Below are 24,518 nucleotides of genomic sequence, written 5' to 3' on the forward strand. Positions count from 1 at the left end.
ATGAAATTTAGCCTGGGTGAAGGTGTGAACCGTAGCCCGGGTTTTTGTTTTTTTATTTGGATGACAGAACGTGGAGAGGCCTGTGCTTTGCCTAGATAAATTTGTTACCAAAAGTTGTATTTATTTCAATTTGTGAGCTAATTTTAATGATAAGTAATGAAGAAATAGAACAAAAATTTAAAGCCATCGATGATGTTTCTTACATCAAAGTGGAGGGGGATGGTTATCAATATCAGATAACTGTTGTAAGTGACGTCTTTTTAAATAAATCCAAGGTAGCCAGACAGCAGTGGGTCTATGCACAGCTGAGCGAATTAATTACCTCTGGCAAACTACACGCTGTGAGCATGAAGACGTGGACCAAAGAAGAATGGGGAACGCAACATGGATAAATTATTAATTAATGGTGGTAAAGCACTGAATGGGGAGGTAGTTATTTCCGGCGCAAAAAACGCAGCCTTACCTATTATGGCGGCAAGTTTACTTGCACGAGATCATGTGACCATTTCCAACGTCCCTCATCTCAAAGACATAACGACTATGATGGAATTGTTAGGTCAATTAGGTGCTCATTTAATCGTTGATGAAAAAATGAATGTCCAGGTTGATGCCAGTCAAGTGAATGAGTTTGTTGCTCCCTATGATTTAGTTAAAACAATGCGTGCTTCAATTTTAGTATTGGGCCCTTTGCTTGCTCGATTTGGTAAGGCGGATGTATCTTTACCAGGGGGATGTGCTATTGGGACAAGACCTGTTGATTTGCATTTAAAGGCATTGAAAACCATGGGGGCTGATATCACAGTAAAAAATGGTTATATCAATGCGCGTTGCAGACGTGGCCGTTTGCAAGGTAAGCGTTTAATGTTTGATACAGTTACAGTGACTGGTACTGAAAACGTACTCATGGCAGCAACCCTTGCTGAGGGTACAACAGTTATTAAAAATGCGGCTCGTGAACCTGAAGTAGTTGATTTGGCTAATTTTTTAATTCAAATGGGCGCAAAAATTTCTGGGGCTGGAACGTCAATAATTGAGGTTGAAGGTGTTGAGTCGCTTTCTGGTGGTACTTATTCTGTAATGTCCGACCGAATTGAAGCCGGTACTTATTTAGCAGCGGGTGCTCTAACTCGAGGACATGTTACTGTGAAACGAGTACGTCCCGATACTTTATTATCGCAACTGTGTAAGTTTGAAGAGGCTGGCGCTGAGTTAACGATAGGAGAAGATTGGGTTAGTCTTAATATGCACAATCAACGTCCTCAGGCAGTAAATATTTCTACTGCACCTTATCCTGCGTTTGCAACAGATATGCAGGCTCAATTCATGGCTATGAATTCCGTAGCAGTTGGTTCCTCGACTATAGTTGAAACGATATTTGAAAATCGTTTTATGCATGTACAGGAGCTACAACGTATGGGGGCTCAGATCCAACTCAATGGAAACACAGCGATCATTAATGGTGTAGAAAAATTAACCGGTGCACCAGTAATGGCAACTGACTTACGTGCTTCAGCCAGCTTGATCTTAGCTGGATTAGTTGCAGAAGGGGAAACTTCAGTTGAGCGTATTTATCACGTGGATAGAGGTTATGAGCGTATAGAAGAAAAATTATCTTTATTAGGCGCGGACATCAAACGAGTTTCTGACCGGTGATTACTAAAGAAGAACTGTCATTATACCTGCATCAATTGTTGGCGTGTGAACGATACAATGATTACGCGCCTAACGGAATGCAGGTTGAAGGAAAAGAACAGATTAAACGAATTTGCACTGCTGTAACCGCTTCTGAAGACGCAATTTCTCAGGCAATTGCCTGGAATGCAGATGCATTGTTGGTTCATCATGGTTATTTTTGGCGTGGCGAAGCGTCAACGATTGTAGGAATGAAACGCCAGCGGATTTATAAGCTGTTATGTAATGAGTTAAATTTATTTGCATACCATCTTCCTTTGGATTGCCATCCTGATCTGGGAAATAATGCTTGCTTAGCTAAATTATTTGAAGTCGACATGGTACATATGCACCGGGCAGGAAGTACTGACAGCATACTCTGGTCGGGAAAGTTAACTCAAGCCATGCAGCCAGCGCAATTTACTGAGTATTTGGCAAAAAAATTACAGCGTGATCCTTTGTTTATTGCCGGTAGTAAAAAGCCAATTACGCATATTGCATGGTGTAGTGGGGGAGCGCAGGATTTTATTGAGGATGCATACCGTTTAGGTGTCGATGCTTATATCAGTGGAGAGGTTTCTGAACGAACATATTATCAGGCAAAAGAATTAGGTATTCACTACTACTCTTGTGGACATCATGCAACAGAACGTTATGGCATTCAGGCTTTAGGTAATCATCTAGCCTCTCAATTTGAGTTAGCGCACTTATTTATTGATAGTGATAATCCTATTTAGCGAAACTAAAAAATTGTAGCCTGGGTTATGCTACGCGTCCCCAGGCTACAGCAACAGGAAGCTAATGTATGACGTGTAAAGGTTCTATATCACCCACAGTATACGTAGGTCCATGATCGCCTGGCTCAAAACTGTCAGGATTTTGGTTATCCAGAACTTCCAGTTGAATACTTACTCCGTCTAATGGAAAATCTTTCATTAAATCTCTGCCCATTGCAGGTGCAAGAATTTCCCAAAATACTTCCGCAGGAAACTCTTCAGAAGGTTCCATATATTTTAAAACAGCTGTGCGCAGCACCCTGTAATCAGGATACTGGTTAATTGATAGATTTTTCTTATAGGCATAACGCACATAAATGTTAACTGTTTGTCCTGATTGTCTACTCGTTTGGTATTTGGGAATAGTGAATTGAAAATAATTTTTTTCTATAAGACTTTCATTACTCACTGACGCCAATGAAGAGATAGGAAAAGAGAAAACTGCCACAGCTAATAAAATAATTTTAAACACATTTTTCATGAAATTCTCCAATAAAATAACGGACCAATGATGCAACAATCATCGGGATGAAGGGTTTGAGAACAAAGGTTAATTATTGGAAAATGATCGAGGTGGTTTATAGATACGCGCTGCGAATCCAGTACATAGAGAGAGAAGAAAAAGGAAAAAAGAAAATAAGCCCACAAGTGAATAAGTTTTTGATAAGATGTATGCTGTTGGTATTACATAGGTCTGACTAAAATTACAGCGAATAAAGCGGGTAAGGGGGCTTTTTTGTGGACACGGATTTTTAGATCCAACAGCTGTAGTGGTCACGGGGCTGAGGACATCGGTCTTGTTGCTTATTGTATAGGGGAATATTACAAGAAGCATTGAAAAAAATATCAAGAATACTTTCATGGCCATTATTTTATCAGATTAACTATTTTTATCAAAAAAAATCATTATTGAAAATGAGTGAAATGAAATGTGCTACATTTAATAAATCAATAGTGATTTACCCTCATGCAGCTCTTGTACCAGTAGGCATCATAAGCTAACATGATTTGATAATCGCTAAAGGATTGTTTTAATGATCAATTTCCGATACTTTATGTTTTTAGTTTTTTTATTTTGCTCTTTTTCGAGCCATTCAAATACAAATGGAAAGCACAATAAGGCTTTTCGAAATTTTTGGCATCCTACTTTTCTTGGAGAGCGTCTGGATTATTGCTCCATGGATGGTAAGGAATGCGGTAAAGTTGTCGCAGATCGTTATTGTCAAATGCTTGGCTATGAATACTCCAGTGATAATGAAATCGCCTATAACATAGGGTTAACACATTACTTATCAACTGGCGCGAGTTGTAAAGGTTGGCGTTGCAATGGCTTTATGACTATTGCGTGCGCCACGAGCTTATCACATACCCCGCCAAAACCTTATCATTATCGGGAAAAACGGTTTGCTGTTCCTCGTTTTAATGATTATCGTGTGGATTGGTGTTATGACCAAAAACAAGGTTGTGGTTCACGAGCAGCTAATTCTTTTTGCAGCCGCATGGGTTTTCTACAAGCCAAACATTTTGTGAAAGAAACTCAAGTTGGTGCTACGAGAACAATTGGTAGTCAGGAATTGTGTTTTGGTAATCAGTGCAATGCTTTTAAATTGATTGTGTGTTACCGATAGTTAATTAAGAAAATCTTTCCTTGCTTTATGAGTGAAAGAATGATGGTGCAAGTTTATAAAACTTAAGGATAAGTTTATGAGTATGAATGACAAGGTTTTTATCATCGATAATAATGAACATCGTAGTGACAAGCTGCACACGATACTTGATTTTATTGGTGAATCAACTGAAGTCAGTAAGTATGGTGAGTGGCAAATTGCTGATATAAATCCTGATGTGATTCTTCTTGGTGCAAGTGAGTCTATTCAAGAAACTATAAATGAACTGGATTTGTTGGTTAACCAATTTGTCAAAGTGCCGGTTATCGTTGTGGGACAAAAATTAAATAATACTCAATGCCTCTTGCGTAATGTGGTTGCCTGTCAGCCGTTCCCATTTACTTATGCACAAATTATGGAGTCTTTACACCAATGTCAAATTGCGAAAGAGGCGGTCAATTCTATTATTATTAGTAATCAAAAAAATCCTTTATTACGTAGTCTTGTGGGGAGTAGTGCAGGCATTCGTAATGTACGCAGGCTTATAGAACAAGTATCGGATACAGAGGCCAGTGTTTTAGTTTTAGGAGAGTCCGGAACAGGTAAAGAAGTGGTTGCTCGTAATATCCATGCTCTGTCATCAAGAGCCAGCAAGCCGTTCATTCCCATTAACTGCGGAGCTATTCCTGGAGAGCTGCTCGAAAGTGAATTATTTGGCCACGAAAAAGGCGCGTTTACTGGAGCGATTACTTCTCGACAAGGTCGATTTGAATTAGCAAATGGAGGTACTTTATTCCTTGATGAGATAGGTGATATGCCGTTACCTATGCAAGTAAAATTATTGCGAGTATTGCAAGAGCGCTGCTTTGAACGGGTGGGCTCCAATAAAAGTATCGAAGTGAATGTTAGAATTATTGCAGCGACTCATAGAAACTTAGAGGAAGCGATTAAAGAGGGGAAATTCAGAGAAGACTTATTTTATAGACTTAATGTATTCCCCATAGAAATGCCTCCTTTAAGAGAGCGTGCAGAGGATATTTCCTTATTATTTAACGAGCTGATTTCACGTATTGAAAGTGAAAACAGACCTAGTGTGCGTTTAATGCCAGATGCTATGGTTGCATTGAGTGAGTACAATTGGCCAGGTAATATCAGAGAATTGGCTAACTTAGTAGAGCGCTTAACTATTTTGTACCCTAAAGGAATTTTGAGCAAAGACGATTTACCGCAAAAAATTCGAGGTGAATATAAACCACCATATACTGAATCTGATACGTCAAGCTCTGAGCGAGAAGCTTTGTTAGATGCGATGAGTCAAGAACAGATTTCCAGTACAGAAGGTATTGATTTAAAAGAACACTTAGTGAAAACTGAGCTGGCTCTGATTAGTCAAGCATTAAATGAAGCCGATTGGGTGGTTGCTCATGCCGCAAGCTATCTGAATATGCGACGTACTACCTTGGTTGAAAAAATGCGCAAATATGGACTTACGCGCCCTGAACGGGTCTGAATTCAAACTACGCCCCTACAATAAATATATTATAATTATTATTATAAAATAATGGGGCGTGTGTTATGGCATATTCTAAAATGGGCAATATTCAGAGTGGTTTGCTTGATATCATTAATCTTTTACCCCATTAAATTGCAATGAATTTCAGACTTCTCTGGCTGCTCAATTAGCTTCTGTCGCCGCTCAGACTGAGCCAACAGCCGATGCAATTGCTGGCATTCTTCATTCAGTTCGAGAGCATCTTCTGATGACACCGGGGGAGATTTCAGATACAGGCGCTGAAGAGCCAAATAAAAAATATCAATTTATAAATACCCCCAATCCATCGTTGACCCAGAAAATTTTCCATCAGCTGATTGAGGTGGCAGCGAAGCAATTGGGCGCTGAACGGATGCATGAAGACAATGACCTAGTGATAAAACATATTTTGCCATTAAGCACATCAGCAAAAATTGAGGATATCTCGCCGGACGGCATTCAAGGACTTAAGGGGCGATTAGAACAAGACAAAACCGACATAGTACATCAAGCTGGTATTCGGTATCGTATGGCTTTGTTGCTTGGTAATGATGTTTACAAGAGCATTCCAGATGATGCGGATCATTATTGGGTGTTGCACTTATTTCAGGCTGATGACGATGGACGAGGAGTGACGAACAGAATTCAAAAAACTTTTGCAGGGGGGCCTCACTTATCGAGGTCAGCGTGGATATGGTAGTGGTTAATAGAAATCAGGGACATGAAAAATTCCTGAAAAGATGAACAGATAGAAATGCCCTTATAAGGCATCAGAATGAGATTGTAATATTTAGTAAAGACGTTCAATCGCAATGGTTTTTTCAGGCCAGAGAACAAGAAAATATGGCGGTGATCGCATTTCTTCGCAATTTGGATAAAATTGAAATTTACAAGGCAGGTGAAACAACATGTAATCTAAAAGACACACAAGAAAACGTCTTTAAAACACTTGCCTTGATGTCTGAGAGGACATCAAGGCCTGGCAATTAGCTTGTAATCATTTGAACAAAGGCGTCAATTTAAAAGATATAGGGGCCACACTTTCCCCTTAGAGTGACGCCATGATTGGACAGGGCTTGATTAATTGGAGTGTAAGATCACTGTGCTTATTCAAAGCACTCCTCATTGACGTGTTAAATTATAACAATTAAAGGAGATGGCACAGTTATTTAAACACTATCAACAGTTATTGTTTGGTCTCATCATTTTTTGATTTTTCATCGGCACTAGGTTCTGCAGTCGATATATTTTCTTCAACAGTTTTTTTGGGCTTGGCTTCTTTAACAGGCTCTTCATGAGTTTGCTCTGTTTTTTTTGCTTCTTCTGCTTCTTGTGCTCTATTTTCTTTATAGTTTTGGACGATTTCACCTACACTCTTTTTGATGTCAGTATATAACTTGCCTGTCATTGAAGCTAACTCTTTGAGATCAGGTAGTTTTGATTTAAAGTCACTCATCGCTCACTCCATATTGTAATCTAAATTAATTATATACCATTATCTCGAATTCGGCAGTTAATCCAGCATTTTGAATCTTAAAGATTTTTTACTATTCATTATGCTGAATTAACTGCCAATTTAGATTGGTTGGCTCTTTTAGCCCCATGGGTGCATCAATCTCATTGCTGGCTTAAGTAATTTATTAGTCAGCGATGCTTTGGGAGGAATAGTGAGTTTGAATGCTTTATAGGCAGCAATTTTTTCTATGAGATAGTCGTCACTTGTGCATAGCTTATCTACAAGCTTTAGATCAAAAGCATCTTTAGCTAACCAATGTTCTCCTGTAGACACTTCTTCAATATCTAATTGCTCCCGATTACTTGCCACATAATTTCTAAATGCAGCGTGTATTTTCTCTATATCATCTTGAGCTTTCTCTCTGCCTTTTTCAGTATTTTCGCCGAACAGGGTCAAGGTTCGTTTGAACTCTCCAGCGGTCAATAATTCTACATCAACATCGTGTTTTTTAAGCCAGCGATGAAAATTAGGTATTTGTGCTACTACACCAATAGAGCCAATAATTGCAAAAGGAGCAGCAATGATTTTATTGGCGACGCAGGCCATTAAATAACCTCCACTGGCAGCCATTTTATCAATGCTCACAGTTAAAGGAATATTTTTATCACGAATGCGTTGGAGCTGCGATGCAGCCAGCCCATAACTGTTGACTACTCCGCCAGGACTGTCCAAGCGAACTAACACTTCATCTCCAGGTTTAGCGGTGCAAAGAATAGCCGTTACTTCTTCTCTAAGCTGTTCCACCTGGGATGCTTTGATGTCGCCTTGAAAGTCGATCACATAAAGTGTGGGATGATCCTCTTTAGTTTTTTTATTTTTTTTCTTCTTGGGTGGTTTTTTGCCAAGAACTTCTTTGTTCATTATGGATATGATATGATCATAATGTTTGTTTAAAGAAGTGATTTCCAGTTTGGGCTTTGGTTTGCGACTTATAGAGAAAAAACCAGCAAATACTATGAGGAAAGCAATAACAACAGTTATTGCTTTTAAAAGAAACATACCATATTGACTTAAAAATTCCATTACAAAACAAACCTTTTAAAAAATAAAAATAAATTATGGCGATCAATAAGAGACTTCGCAAGAGCTGATTAAGTATTTAAATCGTCTGCCAAGAGTTTGAGGATAAATCAAATCACTTGTTTTGTTTTTTAGTTAGGGTACCATTTCTTATAAAAGTGTGGCCCGGTTATGCTATGCTTCATCCAGGTACTTAAATGCCCAGAAACTCAACCTACAGTGTATTATTGTCCTATGCTTGATGTGATTAACCTTCATTTTGATTATCAGGATCAGCCTTTACTCAATAAAGTAGCTTTTCATGTGCCAGCAGGGGGATTGCTGCATTTGCGGGGTAGAAATGGAGCAGGTAAGACAACTTTATTGAAGTTAATTGCCGGTTTATTTTATCCACATCAAGGGGAAGTTCAATTTTTGGGACAAAATATAACTAAAGATCGCCCAGCTTATCAGCGTCAAATGTGTTTTGTTGGACACAAAGCAGGGATTAATCCTAATTTAACGCTAAGAGAGAATTGTTATTTTGATCTTCATTATGCGCCCGCAACTGTAAATATAAACGACCGATTTGATAAAATAGAAGAGCTTGCTTCAATATTTAAACTGGAACATCATCTTGATGTTTCTTGTGGTTTATTATCTTCTGGGCAACGGAGACAAGCTGGGTTACTACGTTTATGGTTCTCTGACGCCAAATTATGGCTTCTTGATGAACCTTTAGTTGCTTTAGATAAACACGCTATCACGCAGGTTATGGATAAAATAGCGACTCATCGACAACAGGGAGGGGGGGTGTTATTGACATCTCACCAGCAATTACCACTAAGTTCCTCTGATTATGAGGAGTATTGTTTGTGAGTTCTTCTTTTTTACTATTTACCAAACAATTTAGGCGTGAGTTACTCATTCAGATGCGCCAGATCCGTTTTCTAGTAAACGCATGCTTGTTTTTCTTAATTTTTCTTTTTATGTTCCCACTGACTATTAAGCCGGAAGTCGTATTGCTTAGGACTATTGCTCCTGGTTTAGTGTGGATGGGGATCATGTTGTCTTTGTTGCTTTCAGCAGAACGTTTATTTCAACAAGATTATGAGCATGGTGTCATTGAGCAATGGATCGTTTCAGGGCAGTCTTTACCTTTACTTGTTGCGGCGAAAGTAATCGCCCATTGGTTATTTAACTTACTGCCTTTGCTCGTTTTATGCCCATTGGTTTCCTTGCTTTTTTCATTAAATGCTTGGGAAACTGGTGTACTTGCATTGACCATTATTTGTGGCACGCCTTCTTTATTATTTCTTTGTGCTCTGGCTGCAGCATTTAGTGTGGGAATCAACCAAAAAGGTCTTTTGATGGCTTTAATTTTGTTACCGCTAACGCTCCCTATACTTATTTTTGGCAGCGGAACAGTACATATTGCCATGCAAGGTTTACCAATTAGTGCTTATTTGTCCTTATTATCTGCCATGTCAGTCGTTGCTATGGGATTTTTACCTTATGCAATCGCCGGTATAATACGTATCAGCCATGTTGAATAAATTAGAGATGAGTTTATTGTAGCCTGGACTCCGCTACGCTGCACCCTGGCTACTTTATTTTATAACAAATTTTGCGAATGAGTGGATGCGTGTTAAAATCCGCTTTTTTTGATTTCAATTATTCCTATGTGGAAATTATTATATCAACTGGCATCGCCTAAGTTTTTTTATAATTTCGCTGGACGCCTGACTCCCAGTTTGTCTGTAGGTGCTTTAGTGGCATTAGTTGTTGGTATTATTTGGGGGTTGGCATTTACTCCGCCCGATTATCAACAAGGTGACGCATTTCGTATTATCTATGTGCATGTTCCCAGTGCATTTTTGTCTATGATGCTTTATGCCTGGATGGGTTTTTTAGCAGTATTGCTTTTAGTTTGGCGTATTAAAATAGCCGGTCTTTTAATCAGTATTATTGCTCAAATTGGCCTTAGTATGGCCTTTCTTGCTTTAGTCACCGGAAGTATTTGGGGTAAACCTATGTGGGGCGCATGGTGGGTTTGGGATGCTCGCCTGACTTCTGAATTAATTCTTTTATTGCTGTATGCCGCAATTTTGGCAACACACTATGCTGTAAAAAACAAAGAAGATGGAGATAAAATTATTGCCATCTTAACCTTAGTAGGAATTATTGACTTACCCATTATTCATTATTCGGTATATTGGTGGAATACCTTGCATCAAGGGTCTACTTTATCAGTTTTTGCCAAGCCGAAGATTGATGGCAGCATGTTGTATCCTTTGTTGCTCACTCTAACTGGATTTTTCTTGTACAGTTTGTGGATTATTTTAGAGAAAGCGCGCCAAGAATTATTGCTTAGAGAAAAGAGACAATCATGGGTTAAGATTCAATTTGAAGGGGAACTTAAATGAATCAATTCTTAGAATGGTTAGCAATGGGAGGATACTCTATCTACGTTTGGCCGGCTTATGGTTTGGTTTGTGTTGTTTTGGTCATGAATATGTTAGGTATGAAATGGAAAGGGAAACAGACACGCCAAAAATTACAACAATGGTTTAAGCGATAGAAAATGACTCCAGCCCGCAAACGTAAGATAACATTTTTAGTATTCACCATGTCTATTGTATCTATAGCTGCAGCACTGGTTTTATATGCGCTTCGACAAAATATCAGTTTATTTTATACTCCGAGTCAGGCTGTAACAGGCGAAGCGCCACAACAGCATACTATTCGAATAGGGGGTATGGTAGAGAAGGGCTCCATTCTTCGTTCGAAAAAAGGCTTGAATGTAGAATTTAAGATAACTGATTATAATCAAACAATTAGCGTGACTTATACTGGTATTCTTCCCGATTTATTTAGGGATGAACAAGGTGTGGTTGCTGAAGGGCAACTGATAGATGGTCAACATTTTCGCGCCTCACAAGTATTGGCGAAACATGATGCGAATTATATGCCGCCGGAAGTGAAAGCCGCTTTAGCCCAAAAGGTACGCTCATGATCGCAGAATTAGGACTTTTTTCTTTGGTTTTGGCTTTACTCTCCTCCATTATGCTTGCATTAATTCCACTAGCGGGCTTGCAATTAAAACGTGTGCATTGGATGAGTGCTGCCAGTACTTATGTGGTTTGTCAGTTTTTCTTTATTGCTTTGTCCTATCTTTTTCTGACGCTTTGTTTTTTAAAGAATGATTTTTCGGTAATTTATGTGCTGAAAAACTCCAGTATTTCTTTGCCCTGGTTTTACAAGCTCTGCGCGGTTTGGGGTGGCCATGAAGGCTCCATGTTGTTATGGGTTGCCATCCTTAGTTTTTGGACTTTGCTTGTGGCTTTTTGTAGTTCTGGTTTAGATAGAGAAATGCGTACACGAGTTTTAGTGGTTCTCGGCTGGTTAAGCATTGGATTTATCCTGTTTTTGCTGACTACATCTAATCCTTTTTTGCGCCAATTTCACGTTTTGGATACCCAAGGACGTGATTTGAATCCTTTATTGCAAGATCCTGGCTTTTTATTCCATCCACCTATGTTGTATATGGGCTATGTAGGTTTCTCCGTTGCTTTTGCTTTCGCTATTGCAGCGCTTTGGGCTGGTAAGGTAGAAGCCAGTTGGTCCAAGTGGACTAGACCTTGGACATTAGCTGCTTGGTGTTGTTTAACTGCAGGGATAACTTTAGGAAGCTGGTGGGCTTATCGTGAGTTAGGCTGGGGAGGATGGTGGTTTTGGGATCCGGTAGAAAATGCTTCCTTTATGCCTTGGTTGGTAGGAACTGCGTTATTGCACTCTTTAGCCGTAACTGAGCAGCGCCAACAATTTAAAGCTTGGACTATGTTGCTTGCCATTGCTGCATTTTCTTTAAGTTTAATTGGTACTTTTCTTGTACGCTCCGGTGTTTTAACTTCAGTTCATGCATTTGCTGTAGATCCTCAGCGCGGTTTATATATTTTAGGATTCTTATTGTTGGTGATTGGCGGTTCTTTATTATTATTTCTTTTTAGAGCGCAGACTTTACACTCAGGTGGCAATCCTAGCCCTGTCTCTAGAGAAAGTGCTTTATTATTAAACAACGTTTTTTTAGTGGTAATTATGCTCACTGTATTAATGGGAACGGTATACCCGTTACTTGTTGAAGGTTTGGGACTAGGTAAGTTGTCAGTAGGAGCGCCTTATTTTAATTCTGTATTTGTTCCCTTAATGATTCCATTATTGTTATTGATGGGAGTTGGCGTTCATCTAAAATGGAATAGTGATCAGTGGCGTAGTGTTTTAAAAAAACTGTGGAAGGTCGCTTTGCTTAGCGTGTTAATTCCGCTGCTTTTATTCATTGTCACTACTAGGGAATTTAATGGATCAGCCTTTATGGGACTAATTCTGGCGTTCTGGGTGATTTTAAGTACCACTAAAGCAGCTTACAAGCGTATTTATGATCGTGGTTTATCCGAAGTAGGACAAGCTTATTGGGGAATGATTCTGGCGCATCTGGGGGTAGCAACTACGGTAATTGGTATTGTCGTTTCTACTGCTTATGGTGTGCAGGATGATGTACAAATGGAACCCGGAAAAACAGTAACTTTGCATGATTATTCGATAGAGTTTATGTATCAGGAGCCCCTATCTGGACCGAACTATAAAGGAACCAAAGCACAGTTTAAAATAAGTCATAAAGGAAAAACGAAGCTGATTTATCCTGAAAAAAGGCTGTATACGATAGGTCAAATGGCTATGACTGAATCAGCAATTGATGTAACACCTTTTAGAGATATTTATGTTGCTTTGGGTGAGCCATTAACTGATGATTCCTGGTCAGTAAGATTATACTATAAACCATTAATTCGCTGGATTTGGACTGGTGGATTTATGATTTTAGCAGGTGGTTTTTTTGCGCTAACAGATAGACGATATTATCAAAAAAGGGCAATCGTAGTTGGTGCCCAGGAGTTGGAGGCATGAGAAAAGTAGGATGGAAGATTGTTCCTATTACCCTTTTTTTGCTGCTTTGTGTTTTCCTTTGGCGGGGCTTGTCTTTAAACCCGCATGAGTTACCTTCGGTACAATTAGGTAAGTCGTTACCACAATTTAGTTTACCCCAATTGCACAATCCGAATTCTGTTTTTAGTTCCAACCAATTACGGAACCAAGTTATTTTGTTAAATGTTTGGGCTAGTTGGTGTGCCGCTTGTGTTGACGAACAGGTTTTGATGTTGCAACTGGCGCGTGAAGGAGTGCCAATTTATGGGTTAAATTATAAAGACAAACCTGTCAATGCACTCCGATGGTTAGAGCAGTGGGGAAATCCTTATAAGCTCGTGATTCAAGATCAGGATGGGAAAGTTGCTATCGATTTGGGTGTTTATGGAGCACCAGAAACGTTTGTGATTGATAAGCATGGAATCATTCGTTATCGACATGTTGGCATTATGACTCAGGACGTTTGGTTAAAAGAGATTTCACCCTTAATAAAGCGTTTGGAGCAGACTTAGTGGTTAGAGTATATTCCATACTTTTAGGTTTTTTGATGTTTCTATGTTCATCTGTATGGGCGAACAGTACTTATCCTTTGGATTCAGTGCAAAAAGAAGCTCAGTTTCAACACCTTCTCAAAGACTTACGTTGCTTGGTTTGTCAAAATCAAGATTTGGCAGACTCTAATGCTGAATTAGCAAAAGACTTGCGTGCCCAAGTTTATCAAATGGTAAAAGATGGGAAGAGCGATACGGAAATTAGTGATTATCTGACTGCACGATATGGGGATTTTATCCTGTTTAATCCACCTGTTAAGGCAGTAACTTTTTTATTGTGGTTTGGACCCATTTTATTTTTATTATTCGGTTTTGTTATTTTCTGGCGGACTTGTTTTGCCGTTCGTAAAAAGAAACTTAGTGAATAAATCCTGAAAGGAAAACTCTTGTGTGCCACAGTAGATTATTTTTAAATGAAGTGAGTTCCTTATGAGTGAGTGGTGGTTGTTGGGATTATTATCAGGGCTTGCTGGACTAGCCTGTATTTTTATGGTGTACCCATTCAAACGTCGTTTTATTACTAGCTTGTTCGTGGTTCCCGTTGTTTTTTTGATGGCATTTACCGGATATTTTTATTGGGGTAGTTTTGGCGGATGGCAGGAGTATATCCACCACCTGCAAACACAAGAACAAGCTAAAAAAATGTTGGAATCCGTTAAAAGCCCTCAAGAGTTAATCGATAAATTAAAGGCAAAATTGGATGACAGCCCCAAAAGCGCTAAAGGCTGGTACCTCTTAGGGCGTTTGTACAGTAGCCAAAATGACAAACAAAACGCCGTGATTGCTTTTGCAAAGGCCTATCATTTTAAGCCAGGTGATGAACAATATGCAGTCAATTACGCGCACAGTTTGTGGGTAATGAATAATCAGCAATTTACGACACAGATTACCGAGATATTTAATCGATTATTAAAAAATAATCCCAACCAACCCGACGCACTCGCGATGCTTGCAATGAATGCTTTTGTTAGTCATGCATATGAAGATGCTATAGATTATTGGCAACGGTTATTAAAATTAGCGCCAGAGCAATCCGATGAGGCTCAAGCAATTCGTAAGGCAATTGCTAAGGCTGAGGAGCGCATTAAGTTAAGAGCTAAAAATCTGGATTGATTTATAGCCAATGTTGTATTGATTTATTAAGTTAGTAGATTTTAAGTTTGCAAGCGATACGAAACAATATCTATTTGTTAATGCAATTAATTTTAAATCTGCTAGTCTATAAATAGGCATCAGAATTTTAAGGAGAAAATGATGTATAAGAGGGTATTGTTTGCTACTGACTTTGACGAGGTTGGTATTATAGCAGCGCATAAGGCAAAAAAAATTGCTGATGAGAATGGTGCTGACTTGATATTAGTTCATGTCGTAGAACCCATTCCTGCTTATGCTTATCCTGGTTTTGCTGGGTTTGCTGAGGTTGAATTATCCATTCGTGAGCAAGCTGAAAAAGAGCTCAATGATTTGGGTAAAAAATTAGGGGTAGACGCAAAACATCGATTCATTGAATTTGGCTCCACTAAAAATGAAATTTTAAGAGTCGCTCAAGAGCGACAAATCGATTTAATTGTTACAGGAAGTCATGGAAAACATGGTCTTTCATTATTGCTAGGATCAACTGCAAACTCCATTTTACATGGCGCTCAATGTGATGTTTTAATTGTCCGTTCTATTCCGCCAGAGAAGCATGCGTAAAGAATAATTATAAAATAAAAAGAATGTAACCTGGGTGTAGCGTAGCGTAACCCGGGTTGTACTTCTTTATTCCTTGGTTTCGCTACTCGAATATCAGGTTTGAATCTCTCTTAATATTTCTCAATAGCATAGAAAACAAGTATACTATCAGATTTCACGTGACACGATTGAACTACATATGAAATTGTTGCGCGGCATTCAACACGTTTCTGCTTTTGATAAAGGCGTGGTAGCTACTATTGGTAATTTTGATGGAGTACATTTAGGCCATCAAAATCTTCTTAAGACTTTAAGAAATAAAGCAAATCACTTAAAGTTGCCATTAGTCCTTATTTTATTTGAGCCTCAGCCCAGAGAGTATTTTCAACAGGAGAAAGCACCTGCCAGACTCTCAAGTTTAAGAGAAAAATTAGATGTTCTACGTACGTGTCAGATTGATTATGTATACTGTATTAAGTTTGATAATGCATTAGCACAAACATCAGCAGCTGATTTTGTCCGCACTTATTTATTTTCTATATTAAATGTGAACTATCTTTTGGTCGGTGAGGATTTTCGTTTTGGTAAAAACAGGGAAGGGGATGTACGTTTGTTGATGGAGTTGAGCGCAGAACATGCCTGTGATGTGAGTATTTATTCAAATTTTTGTATGAATGAAGATCGAATTAGCTCAACACGAATTAGAATGGCCTTGCAGCATGGTGATCTGAATACTGCCGCAAAATACTTAGGCAGACTTTATAGTATTTGTGGACGTGTATTACATGGGGATGGTCGAGGACGTCAGTGGGGGATTCCAACGGCAAATCTCGCTCTTCATCGTACCGCACTTCCTATACAGGGCGTGTTTGTAGTGCAAGTTCGAATCGTATCCCAAATAGTGTATGGTGTCGCTAATGTTGGTCGTCGCCCTACAGTGGATGGAAGTAAGAATGTTTTAGAAGTGCATCTATTTGATTTTGAACGGTCAATTTATGGCGAATTATTGCAGGTGTTTTTCTTGCACAAATTGCGCGATGAAGTTAAATTTACTTCAGTGGATGCTTTAATTGCGCAGATTTATGATGATATTGCAGCAGCAAAGGAATTCCTTAGGAATTATAATGAACTACCTCAATATCAAAATCTGGGTGTGGATTTGAATGCAGATTGAATGAAAAATATTTTGGATTGGCCGGGGCGTGCTGTTTAAAATCTTTTTCATTCAAGATGCATTAAATGTGATTATTCCCTGATCCGAGGTGAGTAATCACCCAAGTTTAACGATTTGCAGAGTGAACCTTATGGCAGAATATAAAGATACATTAAATCTTCCCAATACCTCATTTCCGATGAAGGCAAGTTTGGCTACTCGAGAGCCGGAGGTTTTGGCCAATTGGCAGGCTAAAAAGGTATATGAAAAAATTCGTAGTGCGCGTGCTGGAAGTAAGCGCTTCATTTTGCATGATGGTCCTCCTTATGCGAATGGCCATTTGCATTGCGGACATGCGCTAAATAAAATTCTTAAAGATATTATTGTTAAATCTAAATCATTCAGCGGATATGACGCCCCCTTTGTCCCTGGTTGGGATTGTCATGGATTACCTATTGAACTCAATGTAGAGAAAAAGATAGGACGTGTTGGTGATAAAGTAACTGCGAAAGTATTTCGTGCCAAATGTCGCGAGTATGCTGCCGGCCAAATCGATATCCAGCGCGATGAGTTTCAAAGACTTGGTGTGTTTGGCGATTGGTATAATCCCTATGTCACTATGGATTTTCGTTATGAAGCCAATATTGTGCGTGCACTCGGTCTAATGATCAAAAATGGTCATTTGCAACAAGGTTTTAAACCCGTACATTGGTGTATTGATTGTGGTTCAGCTTTAGCTGAGGCAGAGGTTGACTACGATGAGAAAACCTCACCATCAATAGATGTTGCTTTTTTTGCAGTAAAACCTGAAGAGTTTATTGGTTTATTTCCTATAAATGCAGAAATAAAACCGCTTAGCCTGCCTATTTGGACGACTACACCATGGACCTTACCTGCCAATGAAGCGGTATGCTTGCATCCAGCAGTTGATTATTCTTTGGTTGATACTGGTGATTCTTATTTAATACTTGCCACTGATTTGGTGGAGTCTGCGATGGCTCGCTATGGGATGAGTCACTACACAATTCGTGGGTCAGCAAAAGGAAAGGTTTTTGAACATTTGAAGTTAAAACATCCTTTTTACAATCGAGTTGTACCTGTGATCTTAGGGGAGCATGTCACTACCGAATCAGGTACTGGAAGTGTACATACTGCACCTGCTCATGGCCCAGATGATTATTTAGTAGGACAAACTTATAATTTACCGCTAATTAATCCAGTTAAAGGAAATGGTTGTTTTGCTGATGATGTAGAATTATTTGCTGGGCTTTCTGTATTAAAGTCGAATGACACGATTTTGGGCGTTTTAGCTGAGAAAGGTGTGCTTTTGGCTAAAGAGAATATCAGACACAGTTATCCTCATTGTTGGCGGCATAAATCACCAATGATTTTCTTAGCTACGCCTCAATGGTTTATCTCTATGGATAAAAGCCAGCTAAGAGAACATATTGTTAGCGAAATTGATAAAGTTACATGGGTTCCTGATTGGGGGAAGGCCCGTATCAGTAATATGGTTGAAAATAGACCTGACTGGTGTATATCAAGGCAAAGAGCTTGGGGTACTCCCATGCCTTTATTTGTCCATAACACGACACGTGAATTACATCCTAAGACACTAGAGCTCATTGAGCAAATTGCTTTACTGATTGAGAAATCGGGTATTGATGCATGGTTCGAACTGGACGCAAGTGAGTTACTTGGGGATGATGCGGCGTTTTATGACAAAATTAATGACACTATGGATGTGTGGTTTGATTCTGGTGTCACCCATTTTTGTGTTTTACAACAAAATGATACGTTAGCTTTCCCCGCAGATATTTACTTTGAGGGTTCCGACCAGCATCGTGGCTGGTTTAACTCGTCACTCACTACTTCAGTGGCTATGTATGGTGTTGCTCCTTATAAAACCGTGTTGACCCATGGTTATACTGTGGATGCTGAGGGTAAAAAACTTTCAAAATCCAAAGGAAACTATGTGGCATTAGATCAACTGGTCAATCAGTATGGCGCTGATATTTTGCGTTTATGGGTGGCTTCTACGGATTATCGACATGAAGTGAGTATTTCGGACGAGATTATCAAACGAAATGCAGATGCTTATCGAAGAATTCGTAATACAGCTCGCTTTTTATTGGCAAACTTATTTGATTTTGATCCGGTAGTTGATTGCGTACACGAAAAAGATCTTTTGGAATTAGATAAATGGGCATTAAAGCGTAGCCAGCTCTTGCAAGAAGAAATTATAGAAGCCTATGAGAGCTATCAATTCCATATTATTTACCAAAAAATCCATAATTTCTGTGCAGTTGATATGGGAAGTTTTTATCTTGATTTGATTAAGGACAGACAATACACCAGTGCTAAAGAAAGTAAGGCCAGACGCTCTTGCCAAACTGCGATGTATCATATAATTCGATCGTTCACTCTTTGGCTCGCACCTATATTGTCTTTTACTGCAGAAGAAATAGGACGCTATATACCTGGTTACAATCAAGATTCGGTGTTTACTGAGCTTTGGTATGATTGGCCAAAGATAGATGATGTAAATATGGCGGATTGGGATGAGTTGCATTTAATTCGTGACGAAGTCAATAAGGCTTTGGAAGAAACACGTCAAAAAGGAGAGATTGGTTCTGCTTTAGCTGCTGAGGTGACTTTGTATGCAGACGATAAAGTACTACCTAAGCTAACGCGTTTGGGCGAAGAGCTACGCTTTTTATTAATCACATCCGATGCGATAGTTCATCCTATGAGTTCAGCCCCAACTGGATTGTCGGCTACTGCATATGGTGTTTCTATTGCAGTTTCTGCAAGTTCACACGAAAAGTGTGCTCGTTGTTGGCACAGACGACCTGATGTTGGCCAAGATGGACAGCATCCAGAGTTGTGTTTACGATGTGTTGGTAATATTAGTGGTCAAGAGGAAATGAGGCAATTTATATGAAAAAATGGCCGTGGTTTATGCTCAGTCTTGCAGTAATTGTTTGTGATCAGGCAAGCAAATACTTAGTGAGCGTTCTTTTAATTCCGTATAAACCATTGCCTGTTTTTCCTATGTTTAATCTGACCCTGGCTTATAACTCCGGTGCAGCATTTAGTTTTTTAAGCGGTGCCGGGGATTGGCACCGATGGTTCTTCTCTGGTTTTAGTCTCATTGTAAGTATTATTCTTGCTATCTGGTTGTATCGCACTGCGAGTCAGGCCAAATTGCTTTTGGCGGGAATTAGCTTGATTTTAGGAGGAGCGATTGGTAATTTGTTCGATAGAGCCTTTCATGGCTACGTGATTGATTTCATAGATGTCTACTATAAACACCATCATTTTGCTACTTTTAACGTAGCGGACAGCGCGATTTGTATCGGGGCTGGATTTTTCCTTTTGGATTTATTGGTGAATAAACAGGACTCGTAATTGTTCACTACTTAGTAATCCTGAGGCGTTTACGAAACTGCGTACATGCTCATACATATCGTCTATTAGACTAGATTACTCTTGATGAAAATTCATTTTTTCTTATGAATTATTTCCATAAACGGGTATTTTGTCACTCAGAGTTTCTTCTGCTTTTTCTTTTAATTTTTTAAATTGACCTGCAATTTCTTTTTTTTGTGAAGGCTTATCAGTTATACCTAATACCGCTTTCATCTTATTAAATTTTATTTCAGGTGACTTCTCTTCTAGAGTACTTTTTAGCGCATCAAACAGTGTCCTGTAAGAAGATGAAAAAATCGATAATAATGTATGACCCAATGTATTTTCTTTCGATTCGACAAATTGAGTCACTAATTGAATGACACTCTCTTTTTGCATACTTTTTGCTTGCTCAGTAGATGCTTCAACCATATGATTGAGACTCAATTGGAGTCCTTGTACGTTATCGGTGGCTCTAGTTAGTGATTTGTCTAAGGCAATAAATTTTTCTGCTGTGGGTAAGTCAGATGGGAAAGGGGCTTTTGTGTAGCTAATGGTATTAATCGCTTCATTTAGAAATAGTGCAAAGGCTTTTTCAACTTCAGGACAATCTACATTGTTTTTCAATGTTTCAATTTTTTCATGAATTTCTTTTAGAGATTTGACCATGACTTTTTGTTTTTCTAAATTCCTTTTAAATTCTTCGATATCACTATTTATTTTCTCTAAGGTATTTGTTTTTTTGTGCTCCATAATGCTGTGAAGGTGCTCTCCTAGCGAATCCAGCGTGACCTTTTTTAAATCCGCTAAGTTTTTTAATTCCTTTTCTATCTCTGCAATGAGTCGGTATGATTTTTTATCATCTGTTGATTTTTGTTTTTTAATTTGAGTGGAAATGTCTTGTAGCGGTTTGATAACAGCATCACTTTTGCCGATGAGTACTGTCAAAGAAATCGTATCACTTGCAATTCCACCCCATTTTGTAGAGGGCCCCCAATTCCCGGTCCAAAATGTTGCTGCAGCTTGTTGTAGATACGAGCCATGCTGGTAATTAAAGTATTGTTGCCAACTAGGTCTTTCTTGTTGAGGTACATTAAGATCCGCCATAAGTTGATTGAATTTTTCTGAGGTATCATACTTTTTCCAAAACTGGCTCATTTTATTCTTTTCGTTTATTTCATGAGCGTTCACCAACAGTTGTAATTCATTGAGTCGGTCCAATTTTTCTTGTGAAAAGTCATGTATTTTTTGTTGGATTTGCTCTTGTTGTATTTTTAAAAGCACTAATTGTTCTTTGAACTGTCGATATAAAACCTCATTTTTAGGGAGAAGTGGCATCAACGCTCCACTTACTGGGGTTGGAGCTTTATCGAGTCTGCTTTCCTGATTCAATTGTTGTTTTAATTCATTAAACTTGTTAGCAATCAAGTTTTTTATATCTAACATTAGCGGTGGAAATCGTTCTGGCACCATACTGGAGCTTGCTAACTTTTGCTCAAGTGCGCATGCTGCAGCATAAAGTGCTAATAAAACTTCATGCGTGGATTCTTTATCTTGTTTGATGTCATATTTTTGAATCCAACCCTTCATTCCTTCTAGGAGGTTATTAATTGCATCATTATTAAGTTTTAATCCCAATCGTATAGAAGCAAACTTATTAACCCATCCATTGCTTAATCCGGATAGTAGTTTATCGATAGGGGCGATTTCTGGATGACCTGGGGCTAGATCGTGTTTGCGTTCTATTGCCAATGCTGCTAAAGCAAACATTAAAGTCCAGGTACGATTTTTACCACTAGAATCTTCAATTTTCGCAGACATATTCTCTTTGTTGCCTGGGATGTCATGCATTTCTTTAGCAATATACTCTAACTGCTGGCTAAGCGGCAGTTTCTTGCAATGTATAATAAACCCAATGAGTTGGTCTTCTATGCCTTTTTTGTATTGATTAAAGTTAGGATCTTTTTTAGTTTTTCCATTAAAGCTGGAAAGGGTGGTAATCGCTTCTTGTAATATAGCCTCTGTAAGCATAAAGACCCCCTATAATAATACTGCGATTATCTTTATTATAGGCTGTGTAACATTAAGGAAACATTACATGGATTTTTAGCGTAGAAATGGCCACCAGTAGAAATGGTCACCAAGATTATCCTCGTGACCCATTTTTAAAAATTAGGGCTATGCCAAAATGCTTGTTGTAAGGGAACTGAGCTGTTTTGTATCTGGATTATGGATACTCACAGCGGCTACTGCAGGTAAATTTAGAAAGTGTTCTGCTTCTTCCCATTCAATTTCAGCAGGGAATAATTTGAGGTGCGGCAGGCATTTATTCAAAAGAGTACAAAAGGCTAAGTCCGCAGGGAAGGGGCGAACATGTGTGTAACCGAGGCTCATTACAGCCATGGCTTCTGAAATGGTAGCCACTCCTGGTAAATAATTGAATGAATAAACATTTGCTGTTTGAGCTATTTCAGGTAGATGGCCAGGGCTGGTCGCGAAATGTACTCCTGCCTGATAACAGTTTTCAAGTTGTTGCGTGTCAATTACACCACCGGCACCAATTTTAAGAGAAGGATAGTGGGCAATTGTTTGTGCTAATAGATTTTGATCGGTTGAGTTAATTTCTACTAAGTCAAACCCAGCTTCTTGAATTTGTTGTAATCGTTCAAACAAAAAATTGTCTACATCCAGTGATATAATTACAGATTGATTGCCCAGTAACTTATCTAAGATCATAGTGAGTCCTAACAGTGATGTATATTTTTTAGTAAATTTTGTTGCAAAAGGGTAAAAGCATAAAGCTTAATGTTAGAAGAGTTAGATGGTATTGGCAAGTATATTAATGATTGTTGGCTGAAGAAATTAAGGATATTAATTAGTTTAAAGAAATTCAAGTGTAACCCGAGCATCCGAGTGGATGTTCTCAGGTTACATTTTCTCTGAAGCGAAGATACTTATGTATTGGTAGCGGAGGGAGAAACCGGCTCTTGTCGTTGTTGTTGTGCCAAGGGACTCTTTTCTGCAGTGACAGACGGCTTATAAGCATTTTCAAATTTTTCCATATGTGCTAGAAAGGCATTCATTGTGACCTCAGGTACTGGGGTACTTTTTAACATTGCCTTTATTTTCTCCAGAGTAGTTGGCTTGTCTTTCATTTTGATGTTTTCTAGCTCTTTGTTTAAGAACTTCTCTGCTTCTTTTTTTTCATCTTCATTTTCAATTTTATCGACAAATGTAAATAACTTACCCCAAGTCATTTGAGAACCATGCTGTTTTGCTTTACCTAGGGTTTGGACAAATGCAGATTGATAAACTTGTTGTGGTGTGGGTACCGGGGTCGAGGTGACTTTCGGTGATTGTGTTGGTGATGGTGTTGGTGGCAGTGAAATCAAGCTTGGTTGAGTACCAGCGGTGATGCTGGATTTTGGTGGGTGCATAGGCAACCCATCATGAGCCAACTGTTGTGTTAAAGCTTTCGTTAGACTTGCACGGGCTGAGGCCATTGCGTTGATTTGGTTTTGTACCATTAATTTATCAGTTTTAACTTGTGCCATACTTGCCGTGTTGGAGTGTAATGCTGCCTGCTGGGTGTCTTTTATGACGTCTTTTACGACTTGGATGTCTTTTTTCTCCAGTTTGAATGCTTCTCGCGCGTCATTCTTTTCGGTGTCACTCAAATCTTTAAGATCTTTCCCATTTTTTATAAGATAATAATTCCCATCTGGATCTTTGACAATTTTTTGATTTTTAGGAATAACAAAAGCAGCCTTTTCATAGGAAGATGGTTTTCCATTAGCATCAACAAATTGTTTGCCATCTACTTTTTTGCTAGCAAGTATATCATTTAAGTTTGCAATTTTTGCGGTTATTGCATTGAGTTGATCGCCTTTTTTATAAACTTCCTCGTCTGATAAGCCTGGAGTCATCATGGAATCAGCGATTTTATCAGCTTCTCTCTGGAGTTTTACAATCTCAGCTTGAATTTCTTTATCCGTTTTTTGTACGAATTTAGGCGCATCGGCTAAACTATTCTGCATCGCATTGTATTTATTATTAATTAATTTGCGATCTTGTTTTAACCTGTCTCTACGCTTATCAAGAGCTTCAAGTTCGTCCATCAGTTTATCTATTTGTTTATTATAATCTTCGATTCGCGCTTCAAGTGCCTTACTCGATTGAGGCGTAGCTGCTTTTTGCTGCGCTTTTTGCTCATCTTTTAGCGTTTTTTCTTGCTGCATTGCAATCAGCTCGTACTGAGCTTTTTGGGATTCGGCTTCTTCTTCTGTCAGGAGCCAATGTAAAAAGGCTCTTCTTTGCGCCTCCATCCTGATTTCTTCTTGGTACTGCAGTAGCCGCTCTGCTTCAATTTCTCTTTCTCTCTCTTTTTCAGTAACAAGTCGCTCAGTTGTTGTTTCGCCAGCAGGTGTTAACAAGAAACGTCGTAGACTATCGGGCCCCTGTAGGCCGAAATGGCTTAAATTTATTGAAGAGTTAGGATCAAAAGTAGGATCATCACCGAATTTTGATTTTATCGCATCACCTAGTTTTTGGTCTAGAGCGTTCATTTCTTCTGGTGAAAGCTTTTCCTGTTTAAGCATTTCTGCGAGGGAACGTTTCGCTATGGTCATATGTCTATATCCTCTTACAGC

General features: G+C 38.8%; 25 protein-coding genes. 19 read left to right on the forward strand and 6 right to left on the reverse strand.

Annotated elements, in window-relative coordinates; all coding sequences use genetic code 11:
* Window positions 1–146 precede the first annotated feature (146 nt).
* The 3 genes from BGO44_RS04110 to BGO44_RS04120 are packed head-to-tail and all read left to right on the forward strand — an operon-like array spanning window position 147 to window position 2,408.
* A complete protein-coding gene (locus BGO44_RS04110; protein WP_058510885.1) occupies window positions 147–392 on the forward strand; it encodes a BolA family protein in 246 nt (81 codons plus the stop codon).
* Window positions 385–1,653, forward strand: coding sequence for a UDP-N-acetylglucosamine 1-carboxyvinyltransferase (murA, locus tag BGO44_RS04115; protein ID WP_058510884.1), 1,269 nt, complete (start codon window positions 385–387; stop codon window positions 1,651–1,653). Before BGO44_RS04110 ends, murA begins: the two co-directional genes overlap by 8 nt.
* Window positions 1,650–2,408, forward strand: a complete 759-nt coding sequence (locus BGO44_RS04120; protein WP_058510883.1) for a Nif3-like dinuclear metal center hexameric protein — start codon at window positions 1,650–1,652, stop codon at window positions 2,406–2,408. The genes murA and BGO44_RS04120 overlap by 4 nt, the downstream gene beginning before the upstream one ends.
* Window positions 2,409–2,469: 61 nt before the next feature.
* Here BGO44_RS04120 and BGO44_RS04125 read toward each other — a convergent pair whose 3' ends face one another.
* On the reverse strand, window positions 2,470–2,928 hold the full coding sequence (locus BGO44_RS04125) for a hypothetical protein (protein WP_058510882.1): 459 nt from the start codon (window positions 2,926–2,928) through the stop codon (window positions 2,470–2,472).
* A gap of 553 nt (window positions 2,929–3,481) precedes the next feature.
* Between BGO44_RS04125 and BGO44_RS04130 the strand changes: the two genes are divergently transcribed.
* The 3 genes from BGO44_RS04130 to BGO44_RS04140 all read left to right on the forward strand — a co-directional run bounded on the left by BGO44_RS04130 (window position 3,482) and on the right by BGO44_RS04140 (window position 6,285).
* Complete coding sequence (locus BGO44_RS04130; protein WP_058510881.1) at window positions 3,482–4,075, forward strand: hypothetical protein; 594 nt, start codon at window positions 3,482–3,484, stop codon at window positions 4,073–4,075.
* A 76-nt stretch (window positions 4,076–4,151) separates the two neighbouring features.
* The gene (locus BGO44_RS04135; protein WP_058510880.1) at window positions 4,152–5,564 is read left to right on the forward strand and encodes a sigma-54 dependent transcriptional regulator; all 1,413 of its coding nucleotides are present in this window, start codon (window positions 4,152–4,154) and stop codon (window positions 5,562–5,564) included.
* A gap of 250 nt (window positions 5,565–5,814) precedes the next feature.
* Window positions 5,815–6,285, forward strand: a complete 471-nt coding sequence (locus BGO44_RS04140) for a hypothetical protein (protein ID WP_058510879.1) — start codon at window positions 5,815–5,817, stop codon at window positions 6,283–6,285.
* Window positions 6,286–6,771: 486 nt separating this feature from the next.
* Here the strand turns inward: BGO44_RS04140 and BGO44_RS04145 are convergent, their stop codons facing one another.
* Both BGO44_RS04145 and sohB read right to left on the reverse strand, forming a co-directional pair.
* The gene (locus tag BGO44_RS04145; RefSeq protein WP_058510878.1) at window positions 6,772–7,041 is read right to left on the reverse strand and encodes a hypothetical protein; all 270 of its coding nucleotides are present in this window, start codon (window positions 7,039–7,041) and stop codon (window positions 6,772–6,774) included.
* A 138-nt stretch (window positions 7,042–7,179) separates the two neighbouring features.
* The gene (gene sohB / locus BGO44_RS04150; protein ID WP_058510877.1) at window positions 7,180–8,124 is read right to left on the reverse strand and encodes a protease SohB; all 945 of its coding nucleotides are present in this window, start codon (window positions 8,122–8,124) and stop codon (window positions 7,180–7,182) included.
* Window positions 8,125–8,355: 231 nt separating this feature from the next.
* Between sohB and ccmA the strand changes: the two genes are divergently transcribed.
* From ccmA to lspA, 13 genes are all read left to right on the forward strand, one after another.
* The gene (gene ccmA, locus BGO44_RS04155; protein ID WP_058511711.1) at window positions 8,356–8,979 is read left to right on the forward strand and encodes a heme ABC exporter ATP-binding protein CcmA; all 624 of its coding nucleotides are present in this window, start codon (window positions 8,356–8,358) and stop codon (window positions 8,977–8,979) included.
* On the forward strand, window positions 8,976–9,656 hold the full coding sequence (gene ccmB / locus BGO44_RS04160; RefSeq protein ID WP_058510876.1) for a heme exporter protein CcmB: 681 nt from the start codon (window positions 8,976–8,978) through the stop codon (window positions 9,654–9,656). The genes ccmA and ccmB overlap by 4 nt, the downstream gene beginning before the upstream one ends.
* A 111-nt stretch (window positions 9,657–9,767) precedes the next feature.
* Entirely contained in the window at window positions 9,768–10,526 is a 759-nt protein-coding gene (gene ccmC, locus BGO44_RS04165) for a heme ABC transporter permease CcmC (protein ID WP_502688215.1), read from the forward strand.
* Window positions 10,523–10,681 carry a heme exporter protein CcmD gene (ccmD, locus tag BGO44_RS04170; protein ID WP_058510874.1) on the forward strand — a complete coding sequence of 53 codons (159 nt, stop codon included), beginning with the start codon at window positions 10,523–10,525 and terminating at the stop codon, window positions 10,679–10,681. Before ccmC ends, ccmD begins: the two co-directional genes overlap by 4 nt.
* Window positions 10,682–10,684: 3 nt before the next feature.
* Complete coding sequence (ccmE, locus tag BGO44_RS04175; protein ID WP_058510873.1) at window positions 10,685–11,116, forward strand: cytochrome c maturation protein CcmE; 432 nt, start codon at window positions 10,685–10,687, stop codon at window positions 11,114–11,116.
* Window positions 11,113–13,062 carry a heme lyase CcmF/NrfE family subunit gene (locus tag BGO44_RS04180; RefSeq protein ID WP_273199376.1) on the forward strand — a complete coding sequence of 650 codons (1,950 nt, stop codon included), beginning with the start codon at window positions 11,113–11,115 and terminating at the stop codon, window positions 13,060–13,062. The genes ccmE and BGO44_RS04180 overlap by 4 nt, the downstream gene beginning before the upstream one ends.
* Window positions 13,059–13,592 (forward strand): DsbE family thiol:disulfide interchange protein, encoded by a 534-nt coding sequence (locus BGO44_RS04185; RefSeq protein ID WP_273199375.1) that lies wholly within the window; start codon window positions 13,059–13,061, stop codon window positions 13,590–13,592. The genes BGO44_RS04180 and BGO44_RS04185 overlap by 4 nt, the downstream gene beginning before the upstream one ends.
* Before the next feature lie 35 nt (window positions 13,593–13,627).
* Entirely contained in the window at window positions 13,628–13,999 is a 372-nt protein-coding gene (locus BGO44_RS04190; RefSeq protein ID WP_058511710.1) for a cytochrome c-type biogenesis protein, read from the forward strand.
* 61 nt (window positions 14,000–14,060) lie between these two features.
* Window positions 14,061–14,744 (forward strand): tetratricopeptide repeat protein, encoded by a 684-nt coding sequence (locus BGO44_RS04195; RefSeq protein WP_273199374.1) that lies wholly within the window; start codon window positions 14,061–14,063, stop codon window positions 14,742–14,744.
* Window positions 14,745–14,885: 141 nt separating this feature from the next.
* Window positions 14,886–15,326 carry a universal stress protein gene (locus BGO44_RS04200; RefSeq protein ID WP_058510869.1) on the forward strand — a complete coding sequence of 147 codons (441 nt, stop codon included), beginning with the start codon at window positions 14,886–14,888 and terminating at the stop codon, window positions 15,324–15,326.
* A gap of 178 nt (window positions 15,327–15,504) precedes the next feature.
* Window positions 15,505–16,479 (forward strand): bifunctional riboflavin kinase/FAD synthetase, encoded by a 975-nt coding sequence (ribF, locus tag BGO44_RS04205; RefSeq protein ID WP_058510868.1) that lies wholly within the window; start codon window positions 15,505–15,507, stop codon window positions 16,477–16,479.
* Window positions 16,480–16,609: 130 nt separating this feature from the next.
* The gene (gene ileS, locus BGO44_RS04210; RefSeq protein ID WP_273199373.1) at window positions 16,610–19,402 is read left to right on the forward strand and encodes an isoleucine--tRNA ligase; all 2,793 of its coding nucleotides are present in this window, start codon (window positions 16,610–16,612) and stop codon (window positions 19,400–19,402) included.
* Window positions 19,399–19,869, forward strand: coding sequence for a signal peptidase II (gene lspA / locus BGO44_RS04215; RefSeq protein WP_058510866.1), 471 nt, complete (start codon window positions 19,399–19,401; stop codon window positions 19,867–19,869). The genes ileS and lspA overlap by 4 nt, the downstream gene beginning before the upstream one ends.
* Before the next feature lie 102 nt (window positions 19,870–19,971).
* On the opposite strand, the gene BGO44_RS04220 is transcribed toward lspA, so the two are convergent.
* From BGO44_RS04220 to BGO44_RS04230, 3 genes are all read right to left on the reverse strand, one after another.
* Window positions 19,972–21,900: a hypothetical protein gene (locus tag BGO44_RS04220; protein WP_058510865.1), complete on the reverse strand. Its 1,929-nt coding sequence runs from the start codon at window positions 21,898–21,900 to the stop codon at window positions 19,972–19,974.
* A gap of 147 nt (window positions 21,901–22,047) precedes the next feature.
* Window positions 22,048–22,605: a bifunctional 4-hydroxy-2-oxoglutarate aldolase/2-dehydro-3-deoxy-phosphogluconate aldolase gene (locus BGO44_RS04225; protein WP_058510864.1), complete on the reverse strand. Its 558-nt coding sequence runs from the start codon at window positions 22,603–22,605 to the stop codon at window positions 22,048–22,050.
* Window positions 22,606–22,823: 218 nt separating this feature from the next.
* Entirely contained in the window at window positions 22,824–24,497 is a 1,674-nt protein-coding gene (locus BGO44_RS04230) for a coiled coil protein (protein ID WP_273199370.1), read from the reverse strand.
* Window positions 24,498–24,518: the final 21 nt, after the last annotated feature.

This window comes from Legionella sp. 39-23, assembly GCF_001897665.1.
GTDB lineage: Bacteria > Pseudomonadota > Gammaproteobacteria > Legionellales > Legionellaceae > Legionella > Legionella steelei.

What these genes read in the sequence shown, in the direction of transcription:
- BGO44_RS04110 (WP_058510885.1), top strand. Translation starts at nt 147, where the DNA reads ATGATAAGTAATGAAGAAATAGAACAAAAATTTAAAGCCATCGATGAT.
- murA (WP_058510884.1), top strand. Translation starts at nt 385, where the DNA reads ATGGATAAATTATTAATTAATGGTGGTAAAGCACTGAATGGGGAGGTA.
- BGO44_RS04125 (WP_058510882.1), bottom strand. Translation starts at nt 2,928, where the DNA reads ATGAAAAATGTGTTTAAAATTATTTTATTAGCTGTGGCAGTTTTCTCT.
- BGO44_RS04130 (WP_058510881.1), top strand. Translation starts at nt 3,482, where the DNA reads ATGATCAATTTCCGATACTTTATGTTTTTAGTTTTTTTATTTTGCTCT.
- BGO44_RS04135 (WP_058510880.1), top strand. Translation starts at nt 4,152, where the DNA reads ATGAGTATGAATGACAAGGTTTTTATCATCGATAATAATGAACATCGT.
- BGO44_RS04140 (WP_058510879.1), top strand. Translation starts at nt 5,815, where the DNA reads ATGACACCGGGGGAGATTTCAGATACAGGCGCTGAAGAGCCAAATAAA.
- BGO44_RS04145 (WP_058510878.1), bottom strand. Translation starts at nt 7,041, where the DNA reads ATGAGTGACTTTAAATCAAAACTACCTGATCTCAAAGAGTTAGCTTCA.
- sohB (WP_058510877.1), bottom strand. Translation starts at nt 8,124, where the DNA reads ATGGAATTTTTAAGTCAATATGGTATGTTTCTTTTAAAAGCAATAACT.
- ccmA (WP_058511711.1), top strand. Translation starts at nt 8,356, where the DNA reads ATGCTTGATGTGATTAACCTTCATTTTGATTATCAGGATCAGCCTTTA.
- ccmD (WP_058510874.1), top strand. Translation starts at nt 10,523, where the DNA reads ATGAATCAATTCTTAGAATGGTTAGCAATGGGAGGATACTCTATCTAC.
- ccmE (WP_058510873.1), top strand. Translation starts at nt 10,685, where the DNA reads ATGACTCCAGCCCGCAAACGTAAGATAACATTTTTAGTATTCACCATG.
- BGO44_RS04180 (WP_273199376.1), top strand. Translation starts at nt 11,113, where the DNA reads ATGATCGCAGAATTAGGACTTTTTTCTTTGGTTTTGGCTTTACTCTCC.
- BGO44_RS04185 (WP_273199375.1), top strand. Translation starts at nt 13,059, where the DNA reads ATGAGAAAAGTAGGATGGAAGATTGTTCCTATTACCCTTTTTTTGCTG.
- BGO44_RS04190 (WP_058511710.1), top strand. Translation starts at nt 13,628, where the DNA reads ATGTTTCTATGTTCATCTGTATGGGCGAACAGTACTTATCCTTTGGAT.
- BGO44_RS04195 (WP_273199374.1), top strand. Translation starts at nt 14,061, where the DNA reads ATGAGTGAGTGGTGGTTGTTGGGATTATTATCAGGGCTTGCTGGACTA.
- BGO44_RS04200 (WP_058510869.1), top strand. Translation starts at nt 14,886, where the DNA reads ATGTATAAGAGGGTATTGTTTGCTACTGACTTTGACGAGGTTGGTATT.
- ribF (WP_058510868.1), top strand. Translation starts at nt 15,505, where the DNA reads ATGAAATTGTTGCGCGGCATTCAACACGTTTCTGCTTTTGATAAAGGC.
- ileS (WP_273199373.1), top strand. Translation starts at nt 16,610, where the DNA reads ATGGCAGAATATAAAGATACATTAAATCTTCCCAATACCTCATTTCCG.
- lspA (WP_058510866.1), top strand. Translation starts at nt 19,399, where the DNA reads ATGAAAAAATGGCCGTGGTTTATGCTCAGTCTTGCAGTAATTGTTTGT.
- BGO44_RS04220 (WP_058510865.1), bottom strand. Translation starts at nt 21,900, where the DNA reads ATGCTTACAGAGGCTATATTACAAGAAGCGATTACCACCCTTTCCAGC.
- BGO44_RS04225 (WP_058510864.1), bottom strand. Translation starts at nt 22,605, where the DNA reads ATGATCTTAGATAAGTTACTGGGCAATCAATCTGTAATTATATCACTG.
- BGO44_RS04230 (WP_273199370.1), bottom strand. Translation starts at nt 24,497, where the DNA reads ATGACCATAGCGAAACGTTCCCTCGCAGAAATGCTTAAACAGGAAAAG.